Here is a 19450-nt window from a genome sequence, read left to right as displayed (position 1 = left end):
TAAACGGTTTTAAGTATTCATAAATGTTTCGTTTCAAACAATTTTGTATTGACGATGAGTTAAGTGTAATGAAAATTGGCACCGATGCGGTTATGCTTGGAGCATGGACGAATATCAGTCCTGCAAAACGAATATTAGATGTTGGTACAGGTTGCGGAATACTTGCACTTATGGCAGCTCAACGTAATAATGATGCAAAAATTACCGCTATCGATATAGACAAGGAAGCAGCAAAGCAGGCAGAAATTAATTTCAGAAACAGCAAATGGGCTAGTTCTTTTAAAGTTTTCAACTTATCGTTGCAAGATTTTGCCGAAAGCCATGAATCAACTTTTGATTACGTATTATGTAATCCGCCTTTTTTTCAAAATTCATTATTACCGCCAAGTTCGCAAAAAGCTGTTGCAAAGCATAATATTACACTTTCGTATTCCGATTTATTTTTTTACTGTCAAAAAATTATGCTGCCAAAATCAACATTAGCTTTAATTGCACCTTTTGATTTGCGAGAAAAAATTGTCGATATTGGCATTGAAAATAATTTTTATTGTAGTCGAGAGGCAATTGTAAAAAGTTCGGCAAAACATCAACCACACAGAATAATGATGGAGTTTGTTAATTTTGAAGTTGCGGAGGTTATAACTGAAATCATCGAAATATATAATAGTAACGATAATTCTTACACAGACAGATATAAGGAGATTTGTAAAGATTTTTATTTAAAATTTTAGAATAAAAACTCATTATAGTCCGATAAAACCTTGAAGTTGACGGTGTCCCGAAGTTTCGGGACGTGTTGCGTGTTGCCATGCAATTTTCGATTAACAATGAATAAATAGCAATTAGCCGTTAGCTTTTGGCTATAGGCTGATGTTAAGAGGTTTGTGCTACACCTTAATTTTTCAGTTGTTACATAATCACGTAATTAAAAAACAATCTGAAATAATTTGCAAAATAACGATATTCCATTAACTTTGCAACACGTAGGAGTATAATCATTTAACAACCATACGAAAAGTTAATTTCCGAAATAAATAGAATTAATAAATAAAAATAACAACCTTATGAAACACAAAAAGTATAAACCATTGATTAAGATAGTAGCTTTTATTGTCCTTTCATGTATTGTATTCGGCAGTTGCATGAGTTGTAGAATAATAAATCTTGGGAAGGCGATTCAGAATGAAAAAATAAGCTACAGTGAAGGAAAACAAAAATTTGAGTTCATTGACAACAAAATTCTGATTAACACAACCATTGACGGTAAAATAAATAGAGATTTTATATTTGATTCGGGTGCTTCGTCAATTATACTTTTCACTGATGATGAAACAACAGAACATATTTCTAATTGCGAAAAATTAAAATCATTTGGAAGTCATGTTGGTGCCGAAGGTGTTAAAAATAAAAATATTATGTATATATTAGAAACACTTGAATCTAATTTATTGAAAATTAAAAATAGCATTGTTTTATGTATTAATAATAAAAGTTTTAATTTCGAATGTGATCCTATGGGAATTATTGGTTCTAGCACATTTTCGGACAATAATAAAATTTTAAATATAAATATGGCTGACAGCACGATTGCTGTTTTAGATAGCTTGCCAGATTTAGACAATTGGGTTAAACTTGAATCAAAATTTAATAAAGTCTCTAACCATATTGTTATACCTGTTGATATAAATGGTGTTCCTACAGATTTTTATTTCGATACGGGTAACAACGGTGGAGCTATAATAACTGATAAAACGTACAATGCTCTTAAAAAAGACAAAGCTGTTTATAACGAAAGAAATTACTATGGATATGTGGCTAAAACGGCTACAGGAGCTCTTATTGACACTGTATATAACGCTAAATGTGATATTAATTTAAATGGTAATTACAAAATTGACTCTGTTAATGTAGTTTCTTTCGAGAAAATGATAGTAAACAGCTTAGGTATGGAAGTTTTCAAGCACTTTAATATGCTTATCGATTATAAAGACAAAAATTTATATATACAACAAATTAGTAAAGTCCAAAATACCGATACTTACGACAAAATCTTAGGGTTTGGTGTAAATAGCTCAATTGATGAAGGTGCTATAATCGCGCACATATACAAAGACAGTAAAGCTGAAAAAGCCGGACTGAAACCTGGTGATAAAATTATGAAAATCAACAACTACAAGGAAAGCGATTTTCCAAATTGTGATACTAAAAATTATGTGAAAACCATTTTAAAACCCACAGGTAACGAAATTATAGTAAAACGTGATAACGAAGAAATTACAGTAACACTGTAGTTTGTTAATTTGCATATTTCGCTCGCTTTGCAAAAGCGTGCAAGCGGTACAAAGATTTTTATTTAAAATTTTAGAATAAAAAAACGGACTTTTTTAAAGTCCGTTTTCTTTTGTTTTAGTTTTGTAAAATATTATTCAATTTCAAAAAGCGAATTATTAATTTTCTGATTAATAATTATTTCTTTTGTTGATATGTTCAAGTCCATACCTTGAACTTTTTGCGAAATAGTGTGCGGAAACATAATTCCGTCAACTTCTTTATAGTCGGAGTAGAAAACATCGCCGTCAGTAGTTGATTCCATGGTTTTTAGTCCTGTTGCTACGTCGTAATACAGAGTTTCAATTACCTTTTCGTTGTTTCTAACTTCAATTTTATAAGCTTTAGAATTATCTTTCAAAGTTTCTACACCAAGCAGGTTGAACGAGTAGTCGGTTTTCTTATAATCAGCTTCAAGGAAAATAAACGACGAAAGTCTGTATCCATCGATTTTATCTTGTTCAACCGGAATTTTTGTATCTCCCTGCATAGGGATAATATTAACGCCCTTACCATTGTTGTATATCATTTTTGAAGCTACCATTCCTTGTAAAGACATCTGCATGAAAAACATTTCAGGAGTTTTAATGTATGTATCAACGTTCATAGTCATGCCTTGTACAGTAACTTCGGCTTTTCTTACAAAAGTCTTGACTTTTTTAATTTTTTTGGCACCGCCGATTTTGTCTATGTAATTATCAAAAACAGTTTGAACAGTAATGCCTTCAGCAACTGGCTCTAAAGTAACTTTGTAAGTATCAATAGGTTCGCCTTCGGAGTTGTAATATTTTATAGGAGATTTTGAAAATCTGCTTAATTTTTCAGCGTTTTCATCGGCGCTACCAACAACAACAATGTAAGCGTTTTCGGGTTTTATATATTTGTTTGCAGCTTTCATTACATCGTTGGCATCAATTTCTTCAATGCGTTGCAGATAAGTGCTATAATAATCTTTTGGTAAATCGTAGCGTATTGTGTTGACAGCCATATTTGCAACTGTCCTAGGATTTTCAAGCGATCTTCCGAACGAACCCATTAAATAATTTTTAACCAAGTTAAGCTCATCATCGGGTACAAGTTCGGTTTTAATTCTGTTCATTTCGTAAACAATTTCATTTACCGCGCTGTCTGTAACCATGTTTCTAACCTGAGTTGTAGCATTGAATAAACCTATTGTTTTTCTGGCTCTAAGACTTGAGTACGCACCGTAAGTCCAACCGTGTTTTTCACGCAAATTATTAAATAGTCTGAAAGTACCACCACCTAATATTGTATTGGTTATGTCAGCAGCTATTGCATCGGGAGAATTAGGTTTTAGCTCAACAGGATAGCAAACACCTATGTTAGATTGTACAGCATTGTTACGGTTTACCATCACAACTTGTGTTGTTGCAGGAGCTTTTGGAATATCGTAATTGTTTTCCGGAACTTTAGCCGAGGTCCAACCTGCAAAGTGTTTCTCAATAATTGGTCTAATTTCGTCAAAAACAACATCGCCAACAACTGCCAAATACGAAATATTAGGGCGACAATAGGTTTTATGATAAGCATCTACATCTTCCACGTTAATATTGTCAATACTTGCTTCGGTAGTGTTTTCACCGTAAGGATAGTTTTCGCCGTATACAACCTTGTTGCTAACCAATCGTAAAATAGAAGCAGGTTCGTCTTTCTGTGTTTGCAAATACGATTTATGTTGGACTTTTAGTTTGTCTAATTCGGGTTGAATGAAATTAGGATTGATAATAATATCCGTCATTATATCCAACAGTTTATCATTATGTTTGGTCAAGCAAGAAGCGTAAATCGACGACTGACTTGTACTAAGTCGTGAACCAATCATATCAAGTTCTTCGTCTATTTGGTCTTTTGTTCTGCTTTTAGTGCCTGTACGAAGCATGTCGCCGTAAATAGTTGACAAACCGGCTTTGTCTCCTTCAATAGGTGAGTTGTAGTCTAATATTAGCGAATAAGTGATTTGGGGAATTTTGTGATTTTCGATGACAAAAACCTGTAAGCCGTTATCAAGAGTGAAAGTTTTAGGTTCAGCCAATTCTATTTTCTTTGCAGTCGACGGAGTAGGCATCACACTTCTGTCAAGACTTGTGTTTTGTGAAAAAATGTTTTGATAAGATAATGTCATAATTATCAGACCTAAAATTGATATATAAATTTGCTTTTTCATTATAATTACTTGTTATTGTTGTGATTTGATATTTATTCTTCTTTTTTGCTTTGTTTAGGAAGATAAGTAAGTACTACTCTGTTTTCAGGTATTAAGTACTTATTAGCAACTCTCTTCATATCTTCGGGAGTAACTTTCATGTATCTATCCAACTCAGTATTAATTAAATTAGCATCGCCAAAGAATACGTGGTAATTGCTCAAATTTTCGGCAATTCCTTCCATAGTAGAGTTGCGGGTAACAAAATCGTTTTCAATTTTGTTTCTTAATTTGGTAAATTCTCTATCGGATACAATATCCTTTTGTACCTTTTCAATTTCGGCTTCTATAGCTTTTTCCAAAACATCAGGCTCAACGCCCATATTAACGATTCCTAATATCATGTACAATCCCGGGTCTTCGGTAGGCATAGGGAAGGAAACACATTGCAGTGCAAGTTGTTGGTCGTTGACTATAGATTTATTAAATCTTGAACTTTGACCCGACGACAAAAGTGTTGTCAGCATTGACAAAGCGTAAAAATCTTCGGAACCTTGCTCCGGAATATGATACGACATTACAACAGCCGGCAACTGAATATTATCGTAAACAATTTCTCTAACTTCGGCTGTTTGCTGGGGTTCAACAACATTTGGGCGATATATAGGTTTAGTGCCTCGCGGAATATCGCCGAAATACTTTTCGATTAATTTTTTTGTCTCTTCAATATCTATATCGCCTGCTATAGTGAGAGTAGCGTTATTTGGCACGTAGTACATGCTGTGAAAATCAATAAATTCGTCAAGTGTAGCTTCGTTAATATCAACGGGATTGCCAATGGTAGTCCAACGGTACGGGTGAACTGTGTATGCGTTAGCCATAGTTTTTTCCAAGATTGAACCGTAAGGCTGATTGTCATATCTTTGACTTCTTTCTTCTTTTACAACAGCTCTTTGAGTTTCAAGTCCAATGGTATCTATACGCAAGTGTAACAAGCGTTCCGATTCCAACCACAAACCAAGTTCCAACTGATTTGAAGGTAATATTTCGTAATAATAAGTCTTGTCTTGCGAAGTGTAAGCGTTTAGCTCGCCGCCGGCATTCATGGTTATTTTAAAATAATCGCCACGAGCAATATTTTCGGAACCTTCAAACATTAGGTGTTCGAAAAAGTGGGCAAAGCCGCTTCTGCCTTCTATTTCGTTTTTAGAACCAACATGGTACAAAATAGAAACATTCACTATTGGAGTGCTGTTATCTTGATGTAAAATTACGTGTAAACCGTTTGGCAGGTCGTACTCTATAAAATTTATTCTATTAGTGCTGCCACTACTCATTAAAGGAATAGCCATAACTATTGTTAAAAATAATGTTGTTAGTTTGTTCATAATACTATTTAAATTTGATAATTCCTGCAAAGGTAAAATTTACGCTTAACAAAAAGTAAAACAGCTTCATTTTTATTTTGTATTTAATAGTTTTTATAATTTAAGCTTAGAATTTACCAGTTTATAAAAATGTTTCAATAGTGCATTTTAGAATGTTTTAAACTTTATTTACGATTATGAATTTACTACAAATAAAAAATAAATGTTGAAAATAATTTGCCATAAGAAAAAAATAGCTTACTTTTGCAAACTCGAAATGAGAAATACCAAATAAAAAATCGGGGTATAGCGCAGTCCGGCTAGCGCACCTGGTTTGGGACCAGGGGGTCGTAGGTTCGAATCCTACTACCCCGACAAGAGAGCAGCAAATTAATGCTGCTTTTTTTGTTGGATAAGCGTTTAAATCATAGACTAGATGCTCTTAGCCCTTGGCTCTTGGCTTTTGGCTTTTGGCTGTTGCGGGTCACGGGCCACGGGTCACTGTATTCGATATTCATAACACGTATCGCGAAACACGTACCACGCAACCCGCAACCCGCAACCCGCACCACACAAAAAAGATGCAACAAACAAAATAAGCGGATATTTACTAAATATTGCCGGCGATATATGCAAATTTTATTTACTTTTGGACTTTAAATTAGTTTGCTCTATGTTGAAGTCGATACAAGGACAGGAAAAATACGACTATTTAAGGAAATCCTACAAACAGTTTATTTATAAGGGATTTAACTCGCAAATAACAAAAGATTTCGTCAGAGTATCATACGATTTTAGTATTGACGAAAAAATAATATTTGCTCCCGAGTTCAAAATACCTATTACTCCGTTGCTTGTCAACTTTAGCGAAGATAATTTTATTGAAAACGAAATTATACGCAATCTCTTGTTTAATATAGGCTTAATTGAACTTATAAGCTATTGGAAAGCTGCCTGTCCCACAGAAATTATTATGCCATACAGACTGACTGATGAGCAAATAGATTGGTGGAAACATCTGTACTTCAACGGCTTGGGCGAGTTTTTTTATACAAATAATATTCAAGAAAACATTGACGACTTTGTTAATATAAAATGCGACGAAAGTGCTCCGACTCTTAAACCATATTCGTACAAAACCGATGACACTATTATTGTTCCTGTTGGCGGCGGCAAAGATTCGGTTGTCAGTTTGGAATTGATAAAAACCCAATACAAAATTATTCCTTTTATTATTAATCCGAGCAAAACTACCTTAGCTTGTACAGAAGTTGCAGGTTTTACAAACGATTCAATTTTGTCGGTATTAAGAACTATTCATCCAACTTTGTTGGAGCTTAACGCAAAAGGTTTTTTGAACGGACACACACCATTTTCGGCTTTGTTGGCATTTTACAGTCTGCTAATTGCGTATCTTTCGGGACATAAGTACATTGCCTTATCTAACGAATCCAGTGCCAATGAGCCGACTGTTGTTGGCACGAATATAAATCATCAGTATTCCAAATCGTTTGAGTTTGAAGAAAATTTCAGACAGTACGCAAGCAAGTACATAAGTCCCGATGTGTCGTACTTTAGTTTTTTGCGACCCTTAAACGAATTGCAAATAGCTCAACAGTTCGCCAAGTTTACGAACTATCATTCTGTTTTCAGAAGTTGTAATGCCGGAAGCAAGGAAAATATATGGTGTTGTAATTGTCCTAAATGCCTTTTTGCGTATATAATTTTGTCGCCTTTTATAAGTTCCGACAAACTAAAAGTGATTTTTGGCGAAGATTTATTTGACAAGAAATCTTTGCTGTACATTTTTAAACAACTGTGCGGAATTGAAGATGTTAAACCTTTTGAATGTGTTGGTACTATTAGTGAAGTCAACGCTGCTTTGCATACGACTATATCAAAATACGAAGGTAATTTGCCTTTTTTATTAGATTTCTATAAAAGTACTAATCTGTACGAAAAGTACGACTTGCAGCATTTTACAATGTTGTTGAATGATTTCGATATGAATAATAATTTGCCCGAAGGTTTGCTTAATATATTAAGAAACAGATGATTATGGTTAAAAATATTATTGATAAATTTTTCGATAAGAAGATATTAATTTTAGGCGTAGGTATTGAAGGAAAATCTACTTACAATTTCATCAGAAAGTATTTGCCGGAAAAGCAGATAACGCTGTTAGATAAAAACATTATCAATGATGGAGTGATAAACAGTGACAGCAAAGTTGAAATTATACAAGCCGATGATTTTTTGCCGTATTTACCTAATTTTGATATGATTATAAAATCTCCGGGCATTCCGTCAAAGAATTTGGAAACTTATAAAAAACGCAGAGTACTAACTTCGCAAACTGAAATACTTCTAAAAATTGCGGGTAATAAAACCATTGGAATTACAGGCACAAAAGGTAAAAGCACTACATCAAGTTTGATATACGAGATATTAAAGGAATCTGGAATTTCGTCAGTCTTGCTCGGAAATATCGGAAAGCCACCTTTAAGCTATTTTGGCGAAGTTATAAATGCTCAAAAAATAGTTATGGAATTGTCTGCTCATCAACTGCAATTTGTAGATACAAGTCCGAACATAGCAGTTTTAACAAACTTGTATCCCGAGCATTTAGATTACTTTCCCGACCAATATTCATACTACTTATCGAAACTTAATATTGCAAAATTTCAAAATCAATCGGATAGTTTTATTTATGTTGATGACATAAATTCCATAAAGCAAATAGAGCAGGAAATTAAAACTTTGAAATCTAAAAAGTTTGCAGTTTCGTATAATTCTAAAGCGACAACTGGCAGTAATTGTATAGTGATAAGTGATGAAAAAATATTACTAACAACCGATAATACTGTCCACGGACTTTTCGATTTTAAAACTCCATCAAAGCTAATAGGCGAGCATAATAGAATAAACATAGCATATGCAGCAGCCTGTGCTTTCCTGAGTGGAGTTGGCAAGGCGGATATAGAAAAAGCCGTTTCACAATTCCAACCTTTGGAGCATCGTATAGAATTTGTCGGTAAATACAAAAACATTTACTGGTACAACGATTCAATTGCTACAGTACCGCAAGCTACAATTCAGGCAGTTAAAAGTGTTAAAAACGCCGAAACGCTTATACTTGGTGGTAGCGACAAGCGAAATTTGAATTACGATGTTTTATATAATTTTCTGTACACATCTGAAATTAAAACCATCATATTTATTGGTGATGCAGGTCGCAGAATGATTAAAGAAATCGACAATAAAAAATTCAACTGCATATTATGCGATAATTACGATGATTTGGTAATAATTGCTCAAAAGCATACATCCGAAGGCAAAGCGAGTATTTTGTCGCCGGCAGCATCGAGCTACGATTACTTTAAAAACTTTGAAGAAAGGGGTCGTTTTTTCAAAAAGTTGATAAAAGAATTATAATAGTTAACAAAAAATTATTTGAATTAGTTGATAAACATTTGAAAAATTATATACATTTGCCTCTTTAATTAATATAATATCGAAGGATGTCAAAAACTATAAACATTAAAAAAGGGTATGATATTCGTTTGGTAGGCGAAGCTGCAAAAAATGTAACAATGATACAGTCGGCAAAGCACGCCGTTAAGCCAACCGATTTTGTCGGACTTACACCGAAACTATTAGTGCAAGTCGGAGACGAAGTTAAAGCCGGCACCCCAATAATTTTTAACAAACACGACGAGCGTGTGGTTATTACTTCTCCGGTAAGCGGTACTGTAGAAGCTATAAATCGTGGTGCTAAAAGATTGTTGGAAGAAATAGTTATAAAAACAGGCACAGGATACCAATCCGAAAGCTTTGACATAAAGTATACCCCTGATATTGATAGGGCGAAACTTATTGAACTGCTACTAAAATCAGGTTTGTGGGCAAGTATCAGGCAACGTCCGTTTTCGGTTATAGCCAATCCCGACGATATGCCACGCGATATTTATGTTTCGGCAATGGATACCGCACCTTTGGCTATAGACCTGCCTTTTGTAATTAAAAACAGCTTAGAAGATTTTCAGGAAGGAATAAATGCTCTTAAAATCTTAGGCAATAAAAATGTTAAACTTGGATTGCCACACGATTGCACCGAGTTAGATTCTCTTAAAAATGTAGATATTACTTATTATAAGGGACCTCATCCTGCCGGAAACATTAGCGTACATATAAACAAAACTGCTCCTATAAATAAAGGAGAGATAATTTGGTACGCTCATCCACAGGACATAATAATTATTGGCAGATTGTGTCGCCACGGGCATGTTGACACTACCATAACAATTCCGGTTTGCGGTTCGCAAGTAAAAAGTCCGCAATATTTCACAACCCGAAAAGGCGTTTGCATAGATACTTTTACCGATATTATAAATACCGAAGAAACCAACAGATATATAAGCGGCAATGTTCTTAGCGGAACAAAAATCAGCGAAAAAGGCTTTTTGGGATTTTACGAAAATCAGTTTACCGTTATACCCGAAGGTAACGAGTACGAGTTTTTCGGTTGGATTAAGCCAGGTTTAGATAAGCCAAGTTTTTCGCGTACGTTTTTGTCGAGATTGTTGCCTTACAAAAAACACGTAGCCAATGCTAATCTACACGGCGGACACAGAGCCTTGGTTGTTACCGGCGAATTTGAAAAAGTTTTTCCGTTAGATATTTATCCTATGCAACTTATAAAAGCTTGTATAGCCGAAAATATTGATGATATGGAAAATCTAGGCATATACGAAGTTGATGAAGAAGACTTTGCTTTGCCCGAATTTATAGATCCGTCGAAGACAGAAATCCAACACATTATACGTGAAGGATTGGATTTAATAAGAAAAGAAATGCAATAATTTTACATAATAATAGTTTGTTAATGAAATCATTACGAAAATACATAGATAAAATTAAACCGAAATTTTCTCCTGGAGGGAAATTCGAAAAGTTTGAGTACACCTTCGACGCTTTCGAGACGTTTTTGTTTGTTCCAAACAAAACAACGTTCAAAGGTAGTCATATCAGAGACGGTGTTGACCTTAAACGTACAATGAGTTTTGTTATCATTGCTCTAATTCCGGCGTTGCTTTTCGGAATATGGAATACAGGCTATCAGCACAATCTAGCCTTTGGATTAGATACGGGCTTTTGGAGCAATGTATGGTATGGTTTGGGCAAGATATTACCATTAATAATTGTCTCGTATGTCTGCGGATTGGGAGTTGAATTTATTTTTGCTCAGATAAGAAAACACGAAGTCAACGAAGGATTTTTGGTATCTGGAATGCTTATACCATTAATAATGCCTGCCGATGTTCCTTTATGGATGGTTGGTATTGCTACTATATTTGCGGTAATAATAGGCAAAGAAGCATTTGGCGGAACGGGAATGAATATTTTTAATCCGGCGCTGTTGGCAAGAGCATTTGTGTTTTTTGCTTATCCTTCAAAAATTTCCGGAGATATTGTGTGGGTTGGCGGACTCGGAAAAGCAACTACAGTAGCCGACGGTTTTACAGGTGCTACACCTTTATCTTTCGCTGCTTCGGGCAAAATAGAACTTTTACCAACAATTAACGAATTGTTTATAGGAGCGTTACCCGGTTCTATTGGCGAAACTTCTAAAATAGCCATAATTTTGGGAGCTATATTTTTACTTATTACCGGAATAGGATGCTGGCGAATTATGTTGTCGGCACTTTTGGGTGGAGTTGCCATGTCTCTTATATTTAATGCGTTTGCTGCAAATGCGTACATGACACTAGACCCATTAACTCAAATATTAATGGGTAGTTTCCTATTCGGAATAGTATTTATGGCTACCGACCCAGTTACAGCTGCTCAAACTAATAAAGGGAAATGGATTTACGGCTTTTTAATCGGAATCTTTGCTATTCTGATACGTGTTGTCAATCCTGCATATCCCGAAGGTACTATGATGGCTATACTTCTGATGAACGCTTTTGCTCCTCTTATCGACCACTACGTAGTACAAGCAAATATTAGAAAAAGACTTAAACGAATAAAAAAATAATTTAAAGCATAATAAAATACTATGGAAAAAAGTAATAGATACATCATAATTTATGCTTCGGTAATGGTTATTATTGTGGCTGTAGTTTTGACTATTCTGGCAGTACAACTCAAACCTGCTCAAGATGCTAATATAAGAGTTGAGAAAATGCAAAACTTGTTGCAAACCATTAATATCAATACAACCGACCTAAATCAAAATGAAATTATCGATTTATTTGAAAAGACTATTGTGTCGGGTGTTTTAATAAACAATAAAGGCGAAATTGTATCAAGCGACTTAGATGAAGCTTTTAATACCGAACTCGGAATAGAGTTAAGGAAACCGGTTGAAGAACAAAGATATCCAATATATCAATCAGTGACTGCAGATAACGATACTTTGAGTATAATTCAGTTGCACGGTAAAGGATTGTGGGGACCGATATGGGGATATATGGCTTTTAAATCCGATTTCAATACAATTGCAGGTTGCGTGTTTGCTCATAAGGGCGAAACACCGGGTTTGGGTGCTGAAATTGGAGAATCGTGGTATCAAGAAAAATTTATAAACAAAACTATTTTCGATAACGACAATTGCTTGGTATCGATAAAAATCGTTAAAGGTGTGGTTGCTTCCGACGACCGTCATTCCGTCGATGCCATATCAGGCGGTACCATTACTAGCGAAGGATTGCAAGATATGATTTGTGATAATTTAGAAACTTATAAACCATTTTTTGAATCTAAAAGACAATAATAAAATACAAAGTTAAAATACATTAACTACAATATGAATAAAGAACAAAACATTAAAGAAAAAGAGCCACTTTTTTCAGCCAAAATATTAAGACTGATTAAAACGCCGCTGAATATTGAAAACCCTGTAACCGTACAGGTTTTGGGAATTTGTTCGGCATTGGCAATAACGGTACAATTAAAATCGGCAGTCGTAATGGCTTTATCCGTTACTTTTGTAACCGCATTTTCCAATCTAATAATATCATTGCTCAGAAATTCTATTCCTTCTCGAATCAGAATTATTGTGCAACTTGTTATAATTGCATCACTAGTAATTATTGTTGACCAAGTGCTGAAAGCCTACGTTTACGATGTTAGTAAAAAACTGTCGGTTTTTGTGGGCTTAATAATTACCAACTGTATAATAATGGGTAGATTAGAAGCTTTTGCTATGGCTAATAAACCTTGGCCCTCATTTGTCGATGGAGTAGGCAACGGAATAGCTTACGGACTTATCCTAATTGTAGTTGCCTTTTTCAGAGAATTGCTTGGTTCAGGTAAAATATATGGTTTTCAGATAATACCCGACAGTTTTTACAATGCTGGATATATGAATAACGGTTTAATGATATTGCCACCTATGGCTCTTATTACCATTGGAATCATTATTTGGATCCAGCGAAGCAAAACAAAAGAATTACAAGAACAATAAAAATACATGATTTGCTATGGAAAACTTATTTAATTTATTTGTACGAAGTATTTTTATCGACAATATGATATTTGCCTTTTTCCTGGGCATGTGTTCGTATTTGGCTGTTTCAAAAACCGTTAAAACGTCTATGGGATTGGGTATCGCTGTTGCATTTGTATTAATTATTACTGCACCGATTAACTACCTTATAGATACTTATTTCTTAAAACCCGGTGCGTTAGCTTGGCTAAGCAGCGATTTAGCTTCATTAGACCTTTCTTACCTCAGCTTTTTGATATTTATTGCTGTTATTGCTGCAATAGTTCAGTTAGTAGAAATGGTTATAGAAAAATTTTCTCCTTCTCTTTATAACTCACTAGGGATATTTTTACCGCTAATTGCAGTTAACTGTGCTATAATGGGTGTTTCATTATTTATGCAGGAAAGAGGTTACAGTAGTATTGCCGAAGTCTCGGTTTTCGCTCTAGGATCCGGAATTGGTTGGTTGCTAGCTATTATCGCTCTTGCTGCTATCAGAGAAAAACTTGCTTACTCAAATATTCCAAAACCATTAAGGGGTTTGGGAATAACTTTTATTGTTACAGGACTCATGGCTATCGCGTTTATGAGCTTTATGGGAATTAAAATTTAAAAGTATTAATATGAATTTGCTTATCACAATATTATCAATGTTATCAACATCACTTGTTTTCGGGACATTAGTGTTCTTGCTAATTATACTGTTGTTAGTACTTCTTTTGCTATTCGCCAAGTCTAAGCTAACTTCAAGCGGTCCTGTTACAATAAATATTAACGATGAAAAATCCATCACTGTTAATGCAGGCAGTAATCTGCTGACAACGCTATCGAATCAAAAAATATTTTTGCCTTCCGCATGTGGAGGTGGTGGAACTTGCGGTATGTGTAAATGCCAGGTTGTTAGCGGCGGAGGAAGTATTTTACCTACCGAAACAGGTTTTTTTACCAGAAAAGAACAACTTAACAATTGGCGTTTGGGTTGTCAGGTTAGAGTAAAAGAAGACCTTGATATTATTATTCCTCCCGAAATTTTTGGAATTAAAAAATGGGAATGCGAAGTTGTTTCAAACAAAAATGTTGCTACGTTTATTAAAGAATTTGTGGTTAAACTTCCCGAAGGAGAAATTCTTGATTTCAAGAGTGGTGGCTATATCCAAATAGATGTACCTAAAATTAACATCGACTATAAAGATATTGAGGTAGAAGAGAAATTCCGTGAAGATTGGGATAAATTTAATATGTGGGATTTGAAAATGCGGAATCCTGAGCCTGTTTTCAGAGCTTACTCAATGGCTAATCATCCGGCAGAAGGAAATATTATAAAATTGAATATACGTATTGCTACTCCTCCGTGGGATAGGGCTAAAAACAGCTTCAAAAAGGTTAATCCCGGTATTTGTTCTTCTTATATCTTTTCAAGAAAACCAGGCGACAAAGTTACTATTAGTGGTCCTTACGGCGAATTCTGCATAAAGGAAACAGATAAAGAAATGGTATTTATAGGTGGTGGTGCAGGAATGGCTCCTCTTCGTTCTATGATATTCCATCTGTTTTTAACCGAAAAAACAAAACGTAAAGTAAGTTACTGGTACGGTGCAAGGTCTATGCGCGAAGTATTTTATCAAGACGAATTTGAAAAAATTGCTGCCGAAAATCCTAATTTTAGTTTCCATCTTGCACTTAGCGAACCTCTTAAAGAAGACAATTGGACAGGTCCAACAGGCTTTATACATCAGGTTGCTCTTGATAATTACTTAATAAATCACCCCGAACCCGAGGAAGTTGAATATTACCTTTGCGGACCACCTATGATGAATAGTGCAGTTTTCAACATGTTAGACAATTTAGGCGTTCCTAATGAAAATATAGCATTCGACGATTTCGGTTGATAATTATGTATTAGCCAAAGGCAAAGAGCTAACAGCCAAAAATATAAACTTATGAAAAACAGAATTTTTTTTATGACAGCATTGTCGTTGTTGTCAATTGTCATCGTGTTGTCCTCATGCAACCAAAAAAGCGATAATAATTTGCATAAATTGATGGGTAAAACTCAAGGTACCTATTATGCAGTTACATATTATAGCGACGATACAACAAATTTGCAGAACGAAATAGATTCTTTACTTATAGCTTTCGACGGTGTTTTTTCCACTTTCAATCCGAATTCTTTGGTTTCAAAAATTAATCGTAACGAGACAGATACGGTTACCGATAGTCTGTTTATTGCCGTGTGGAATAAATCAATGGAAATATCCGAATTGTCGGGAGGCGACTTTGATATTACTGTTGCACCTTTGGTAAACATTTGGGGATTTGGCAATATTGAAAAGAAAGATAATGTTTCTAAAAGTCAGATAGATAGTGTTCTGAAAATTATAGGATATAAAAAAGTTCAGCTTGTTGATAATAAGATTATTAAGTCGGATGAAAATATCCAAATAAATTTTAATGCTATAGCTCAGGGTTTTTCAGTCGATTTGTTGGGCGAATATCTTATCAGCAAAGGTATAAATGATTTTTTGGTAGATATTGGAGGCGAAATATGGGCTAAAGGTACTAAGCCGGAAGGAACGGAATGGGTGCTTGCTATTGAAAAACCTGCGAAAGACAAAGAAGATGACAGAGATATTCAAATTCAGTTTCCATTAAAAGATAAATGTATTTCTACCTCGGGGAGTTACAGAAAGTATTATGAAGAAAATGGCATCAGATATTCGCATACTATAAACCCACACACAGGATTTCCGGTTGAGCATTCTTTGTTAAGTGTTTCGGTAATACACGACAATTGCATGACAGCCGATGCTTTGTGTACAATGTTTATGGTTAAAGGTCTTGATAACTCTTTGGATTTTTTGAAACAATATCCGGAACTTCCTGTTTATTTTATCTATTCTGATAGCAGTGGGAATATCCAAACTAAAGAGACAGAGGCTTTTAGCAAACTAATCGCTGATTAAACTTTTGTGTTTGTTTTTACATTCTCCTTCTTTGCCTTCAGCCTTACCGCAAGTGCAACCTATGCGCTCGCCGGTTTCAGGATCAACGCTACTGCACGATTTTTTAAATTCACCGTCTTTTAGGAAAAACATTTTTATTGCTATGCCTGCAACGGCAACTGCCACAAACAATATTGCTATTATTACTATTTTAAACATTTAAACCTTTTTTATTGTTATATTTTTGTATTTCTTTGATTTCAAACCAATATATCCGTACTGAAATATGTCAAATGTACCTGATTGGTCAAGTCCTATATTGTTTTTCAAACTATATAAACTAGTGTTTCGATATTTCGATATGTAGGCATGTATATCTTTAATGTGTTTAGGCTCGTCAAATTTTAATAAATAATCTTTCACTAAGTCTCTAATTGTACCGCTCTTAACATTTTCCCACGATTTTAATTTATACGTTCCGGTTTTTCCTATTGGCAATACTTCTTCTACATTCAGCAAATACGAACGTAAGTTTTGCTTCTTGCCGCTGTAATCAACACCGTAACGATTTTTCAACTCACTTATCAATGTTGAAATATCAATAGGCTCCTTATGGCCTTCAAAAATTTTCAATATATACTCCGATATTTTTACGTGAGAATTCCTTTTAATAACAAAACGACCTTCTTTGTCGGTAGATACACCTACTGTTTTTGATAGAATGGTGTAACACGCATCAACAATTTCTTGTGTCAAAGGGTGCTTGTTTATCAAAAATTTGTTCAATAATTTGGTATCGTTGCAAATATAATCTGTTTTATGTAATTTTTTCAAGTTCCCTTCAAGCTTTTTAATAAACATTCCGAAATTAAACACTTGTACTAAACTTGTTTTAATCAAATAAAAATTTGCACCTCTATCCCTATGATTAGGATAAAGCTCGTATTCTTCGTATAAATATCTATATACCAGCGCAATATATGAAGCTTCGTATTTATTTTCGTAAATCTGTTGCGATAGTTCTTTGTTAAATACTATGATATTATCATTTTGGTTGAATTTAACATCGACTCTGTTGGCTAAATTTGCATCAACTTTCTTTATGTCGCTTATTACTCTCTCAATTTTATGGTGTATTAAAATTGATATTTGTCTCAGCCTTTCGCTACTTACATCGTTGTCTTCAGCTATTTGAGCTAAGTTCATGTCGTATTCCGCTGTGTTTTTGAAAAAACACTTTCTCACAACAAGCAACTCCTTGTGATTTAAGAAGTTATCCATTAGTTCCGAAACAAATACAACCAAGTTAAATTTGTTTTTAATAAACGAATCTCTATACTTTTCAGTTGTAAAAGATGTTGTATTGTATTTTTTCTGACATAAATTTTGTAACCTGTTAAAAATAGTGCCTTCTTCTTCCTCCGAAATATAAATTTCCTTTGATAAATATTTTTCTACTATGTTTACTAACTCACTATTTGTTTTTACCCCGCAATTTCTTCCATCTAAAAAATTTCCATAAACTTTGTAATAGGCTATAATTTCTGATAAATTATTTAGTGCCAATCTTTTACAGGTGTTAGAAGCTCTAACGGACAAATTTTCAATGTCTATTAATTTTTGTATGTTATACTCCTTTGCATCCATAAACAATTCATCTTATTAAAAGATGTCTACCTAATCAGCGTAATAGTACCACTGTTAGAGTTGTCCAATCCTTTCCTTTCGCCAACGTCGTTGTTTCTCCAAATCGTTCCGTCTCTGAAAGTAGCGTAAACTCTGTATACGTAGACATCTTGCGGACAAGGTTTGTCTTTATATTTACCGTTCCAGCCTTCGGCAGGCTCACCCTGGCTTGTAAGTTTATTACTGCTCCATATCAGGTTGCCGTGCTGGTCATAAACTTCGGCTCTGTAAGTAGCAAGGTTCATGCCTACAGGCTTCCATATCCTTAGATCGCTGTTTGTACCACCGGGCACGAAAGCATTTGGTATGTATAAGCCTTTGAAAAGCAGAGTATATTTGGCACGTGCAGTGTCCACACAGCCGTATTCGTTGACAGATGCAAGCGTAATGGTGTAATCGCCGCTGTAATTGTAAGTGATTGTAGGTTCTTTTTCTTGTGAGAATGTACCGTTTCCAAAGTCCCAATAGTAGTTTTGTGCACCTATGGTTCCGTTAATCATTTGTAATTTACCTTGTATTTTGTCTACGTCTTTGTTCCATCTGAACGCACTTATAGGCGAACCGTAAACAGTTACATATTTGCTTATGCTATCTGTACAACCGTTGGTGTCGGCTACTGTCAAATTAACCTTGTAGTTGCCCGGAGCTCCAAAGTTGTATTGCGGTGTTCTGCCTTCCATGTAGGCAATTTCTCCGTTGCTTCCCGTCATAGTCCAACCCCAACTTACAAGCTCAGAGGTGTTAGAACTTGACGCATCAAAGAAGTATGTGTTTTTACCGCTACATGATAGCGAGCTCTCAAAGTTAGCAGTGGGCGGTTGTTGTATGTCAATGCTCTTAACAATACTATCAGTACAGCCGAAGATATTATTTACTCTTAGCGTAACATTGTAAGTTCCCGGCAAGTTGTAATAATATCTCGGATTTCTTAAACTCGATGTATCCTGGCTTGTGTTATTGTCTCCAAAATCCCAACGGTATATCAGTCTTTTGTTGCTGTAATTGCTACTGCTGTCAACAAACTCAACACTCCTGCCCAAACATTGATTTTGTGTGATAAAGTCTGCTATAGGTGCTGTTTTGACAATAATCTGTCTTTCTGTACTGTCGGAATAAACAATACCATCTACATTTGCTTCTATGACAAATTTGCTCGTGTAAACACCTTGATTTTCGTAGGTGTGTTCTATAACAGGTACATAATTTTGGTAAGTGGTATCAGACCCGTCTCCAAAGTTCCAGTATCTTCTAGTTATCTGTGCAAGACTGTTGCTGCTATCAGCAAAATACACTTTTTGACCTTGACATACCACAGAATCGCAGGTATAGTTAGCTATCAAACAGGCTTTGACTTCAATATTTGTTGTATCGCTACCACTGCAACCCCAATCGTTGTGCATGGTTAGTATTACCTGATAAATACCGGGACTTGGATATTTGTTTGTAGCTGTATTTATTGTGTCTGTATAGG

At 34.9% G+C, this 19450-nt stretch carries 16 protein-coding genes and 1 tRNA gene; 12 read left to right on the top strand and 5 right to left on the bottom strand.

The window, feature by feature from the left end; translation table 11 throughout:
* Positions 1 to 23: 23 nt before the first annotated feature.
* On the top strand, positions 24 to 731 hold the full coding sequence (locus PHP31_08025) for a methyltransferase (GenBank protein ID MDD3739222.1): 708 nt from the start codon (positions 24 to 26) through the stop codon (positions 729 to 731).
* A 333-nt stretch (positions 732 to 1064) separates the two neighbouring features.
* Complete coding sequence (locus PHP31_08020) at positions 1065 to 2291, top strand: PDZ domain-containing protein (protein ID MDD3739221.1); 1227 nt, start codon at positions 1065 to 1067, stop codon at positions 2289 to 2291.
* A 131-nt stretch (positions 2292 to 2422) separates the two neighbouring features.
* On the opposite strand, the gene PHP31_08015 is transcribed toward PHP31_08020, so the two are convergent.
* Complete coding sequence (locus PHP31_08015; protein MDD3739220.1) at positions 2423 to 4513, bottom strand: pitrilysin family protein; 2091 nt, start codon at positions 4511 to 4513, stop codon at positions 2423 to 2425.
* Positions 4514 to 4545: 32 nt separating this feature from the next.
* Complete coding sequence (locus PHP31_08010) at positions 4546 to 5880, bottom strand: pitrilysin family protein (protein MDD3739219.1); 1335 nt, start codon at positions 5878 to 5880, stop codon at positions 4546 to 4548.
* 279 nt (positions 5881 to 6159) lie between these two features.
* Here PHP31_08010 and PHP31_08005 point away from each other — a divergent pair.
* The 10 genes from PHP31_08005 to PHP31_07960 all read left to right on the top strand — a co-directional run bounded on the left by PHP31_08005 (position 6160) and on the right by PHP31_07960 (position 16314).
* A tRNA-Pro gene (locus PHP31_08005) sits at positions 6160 to 6234 on the top strand.
* 298 nt (positions 6235 to 6532) lie between these two features.
* Positions 6533 to 7915 (top strand): hypothetical protein, encoded by a 1383-nt coding sequence (locus tag PHP31_08000; GenBank protein ID MDD3739218.1) that lies wholly within the window; start codon positions 6533 to 6535, stop codon positions 7913 to 7915.
* Between the two features lie 2 nt (positions 7916 to 7917).
* The gene (murD, locus tag PHP31_07995) at positions 7918 to 9294 is read left to right on the top strand and encodes a UDP-N-acetylmuramoyl-L-alanine--D-glutamate ligase (GenBank protein MDD3739217.1); all 1377 of its coding nucleotides are present in this window, start codon (positions 7918 to 7920) and stop codon (positions 9292 to 9294) included.
* A gap of 86 nt (positions 9295 to 9380) precedes the next feature.
* Positions 9381 to 10721, top strand: coding sequence for a Na(+)-translocating NADH-quinone reductase subunit A (locus PHP31_07990; GenBank protein ID MDD3739216.1), 1341 nt, complete (start codon positions 9381 to 9383; stop codon positions 10719 to 10721).
* A gap of 23 nt (positions 10722 to 10744) precedes the next feature.
* The gene (locus tag PHP31_07985; protein MDD3739215.1) at positions 10745 to 11899 is read left to right on the top strand and encodes an NADH:ubiquinone reductase (Na(+)-transporting) subunit B; all 1155 of its coding nucleotides are present in this window, start codon (positions 10745 to 10747) and stop codon (positions 11897 to 11899) included.
* A gap of 21 nt (positions 11900 to 11920) precedes the next feature.
* Positions 11921 to 12637, top strand: a complete 717-nt coding sequence (nqrC, locus tag PHP31_07980; protein MDD3739214.1) for an NADH:ubiquinone reductase (Na(+)-transporting) subunit C — start codon at positions 11921 to 11923, stop codon at positions 12635 to 12637.
* A gap of 33 nt (positions 12638 to 12670) precedes the next feature.
* Positions 12671 to 13330, top strand: coding sequence for an NADH:ubiquinone reductase (Na(+)-transporting) subunit D (locus tag PHP31_07975; protein MDD3739213.1), 660 nt, complete (start codon positions 12671 to 12673; stop codon positions 13328 to 13330).
* A 16-nt stretch (positions 13331 to 13346) separates the two neighbouring features.
* Positions 13347 to 13964 carry an NADH:ubiquinone reductase (Na(+)-transporting) subunit E gene (nqrE, locus tag PHP31_07970; protein MDD3739212.1) on the top strand — a complete coding sequence of 206 codons (618 nt, stop codon included), beginning with the start codon at positions 13347 to 13349 and terminating at the stop codon, positions 13962 to 13964.
* Between the two features lie 10 nt (positions 13965 to 13974).
* Positions 13975 to 15240, top strand: a complete 1266-nt coding sequence (gene nqrF / locus PHP31_07965; protein ID MDD3739211.1) for an NADH:ubiquinone reductase (Na(+)-transporting) subunit F — start codon at positions 13975 to 13977, stop codon at positions 15238 to 15240.
* A gap of 51 nt (positions 15241 to 15291) precedes the next feature.
* Complete coding sequence (locus PHP31_07960; GenBank protein ID MDD3739210.1) at positions 15292 to 16314, top strand: FAD:protein FMN transferase; 1023 nt, start codon at positions 15292 to 15294, stop codon at positions 16312 to 16314.
* On the opposite strand, the gene PHP31_07955 is transcribed toward PHP31_07960, so the two are convergent.
* The 3 genes from PHP31_07955 to PHP31_07945 form a co-directional block, all read right to left on the bottom strand.
* The gene (locus tag PHP31_07955) at positions 16300 to 16512 is read right to left on the bottom strand and encodes a hypothetical protein (protein MDD3739209.1); all 213 of its coding nucleotides are present in this window, start codon (positions 16510 to 16512) and stop codon (positions 16300 to 16302) included. The two genes, PHP31_07960 and PHP31_07955, sit on opposite strands and share 15 nt — an antisense overlap.
* Positions 16513 to 17940 (bottom strand): hypothetical protein, encoded by a 1428-nt coding sequence (locus PHP31_07950; GenBank protein MDD3739208.1) that lies wholly within the window; start codon positions 17938 to 17940, stop codon positions 16513 to 16515.
* Between the two features lie 26 nt (positions 17941 to 17966).
* Positions 17967 to 19450, bottom strand: a 1484-nt coding sequence (locus tag PHP31_07945) for a PKD domain-containing protein (GenBank protein MDD3739207.1), incomplete at its 5' end; no start/stop codon positions are given.

Source organism: Lentimicrobiaceae bacterium, assembly GCA_028697555.1.
Classification (GTDB): domain Bacteria; phylum Bacteroidota; class Bacteroidia; order Bacteroidales; family UBA4417; genus UBA4417.
This window is presented reverse-complemented; position numbering and strand designations above follow the sequence as displayed.

Coding starts and splice junctions, on each gene's coding strand:
- PHP31_08025 (MDD3739222.1), top strand. CDS start 24: ATGTTTCGTTTCAAACAATTTTGTATTGACGATGAGTTAAGTGTAATG.
- PHP31_08020 (MDD3739221.1), top strand. CDS start 1,065: ATGAAACACAAAAAGTATAAACCATTGATTAAGATAGTAGCTTTTATT.
- PHP31_08015 (MDD3739220.1), bottom strand. CDS start 4,513: ATGAAAAAGCAAATTTATATATCAATTTTAGGTCTGATAATTATGACA.
- PHP31_08010 (MDD3739219.1), bottom strand. CDS start 5,880: ATGAACAAACTAACAACATTATTTTTAACAATAGTTATGGCTATTCCT.
- PHP31_08000 (MDD3739218.1), top strand. CDS start 6,533: ATGTTGAAGTCGATACAAGGACAGGAAAAATACGACTATTTAAGGAAA.
- murD (MDD3739217.1), top strand. CDS start 7,918: ATGGTTAAAAATATTATTGATAAATTTTTCGATAAGAAGATATTAATT.
- PHP31_07990 (MDD3739216.1), top strand. CDS start 9,381: ATGTCAAAAACTATAAACATTAAAAAAGGGTATGATATTCGTTTGGTA.
- PHP31_07985 (MDD3739215.1), top strand. CDS start 10,745: ATGAAATCATTACGAAAATACATAGATAAAATTAAACCGAAATTTTCT.
- nqrC (MDD3739214.1), top strand. CDS start 11,921: ATGGAAAAAAGTAATAGATACATCATAATTTATGCTTCGGTAATGGTT.
- PHP31_07975 (MDD3739213.1), top strand. CDS start 12,671: ATGAATAAAGAACAAAACATTAAAGAAAAAGAGCCACTTTTTTCAGCC.
- nqrE (MDD3739212.1), top strand. CDS start 13,347: ATGGAAAACTTATTTAATTTATTTGTACGAAGTATTTTTATCGACAAT.
- nqrF (MDD3739211.1), top strand. CDS start 13,975: ATGAATTTGCTTATCACAATATTATCAATGTTATCAACATCACTTGTT.
- PHP31_07960 (MDD3739210.1), top strand. CDS start 15,292: ATGAAAAACAGAATTTTTTTTATGACAGCATTGTCGTTGTTGTCAATT.
- PHP31_07955 (MDD3739209.1), bottom strand. CDS start 16,512: ATGTTTAAAATAGTAATAATAGCAATATTGTTTGTGGCAGTTGCCGTT.
- PHP31_07950 (MDD3739208.1), bottom strand. CDS start 17,940: ATGGATGCAAAGGAGTATAACATACAAAAATTAATAGACATTGAAAAT.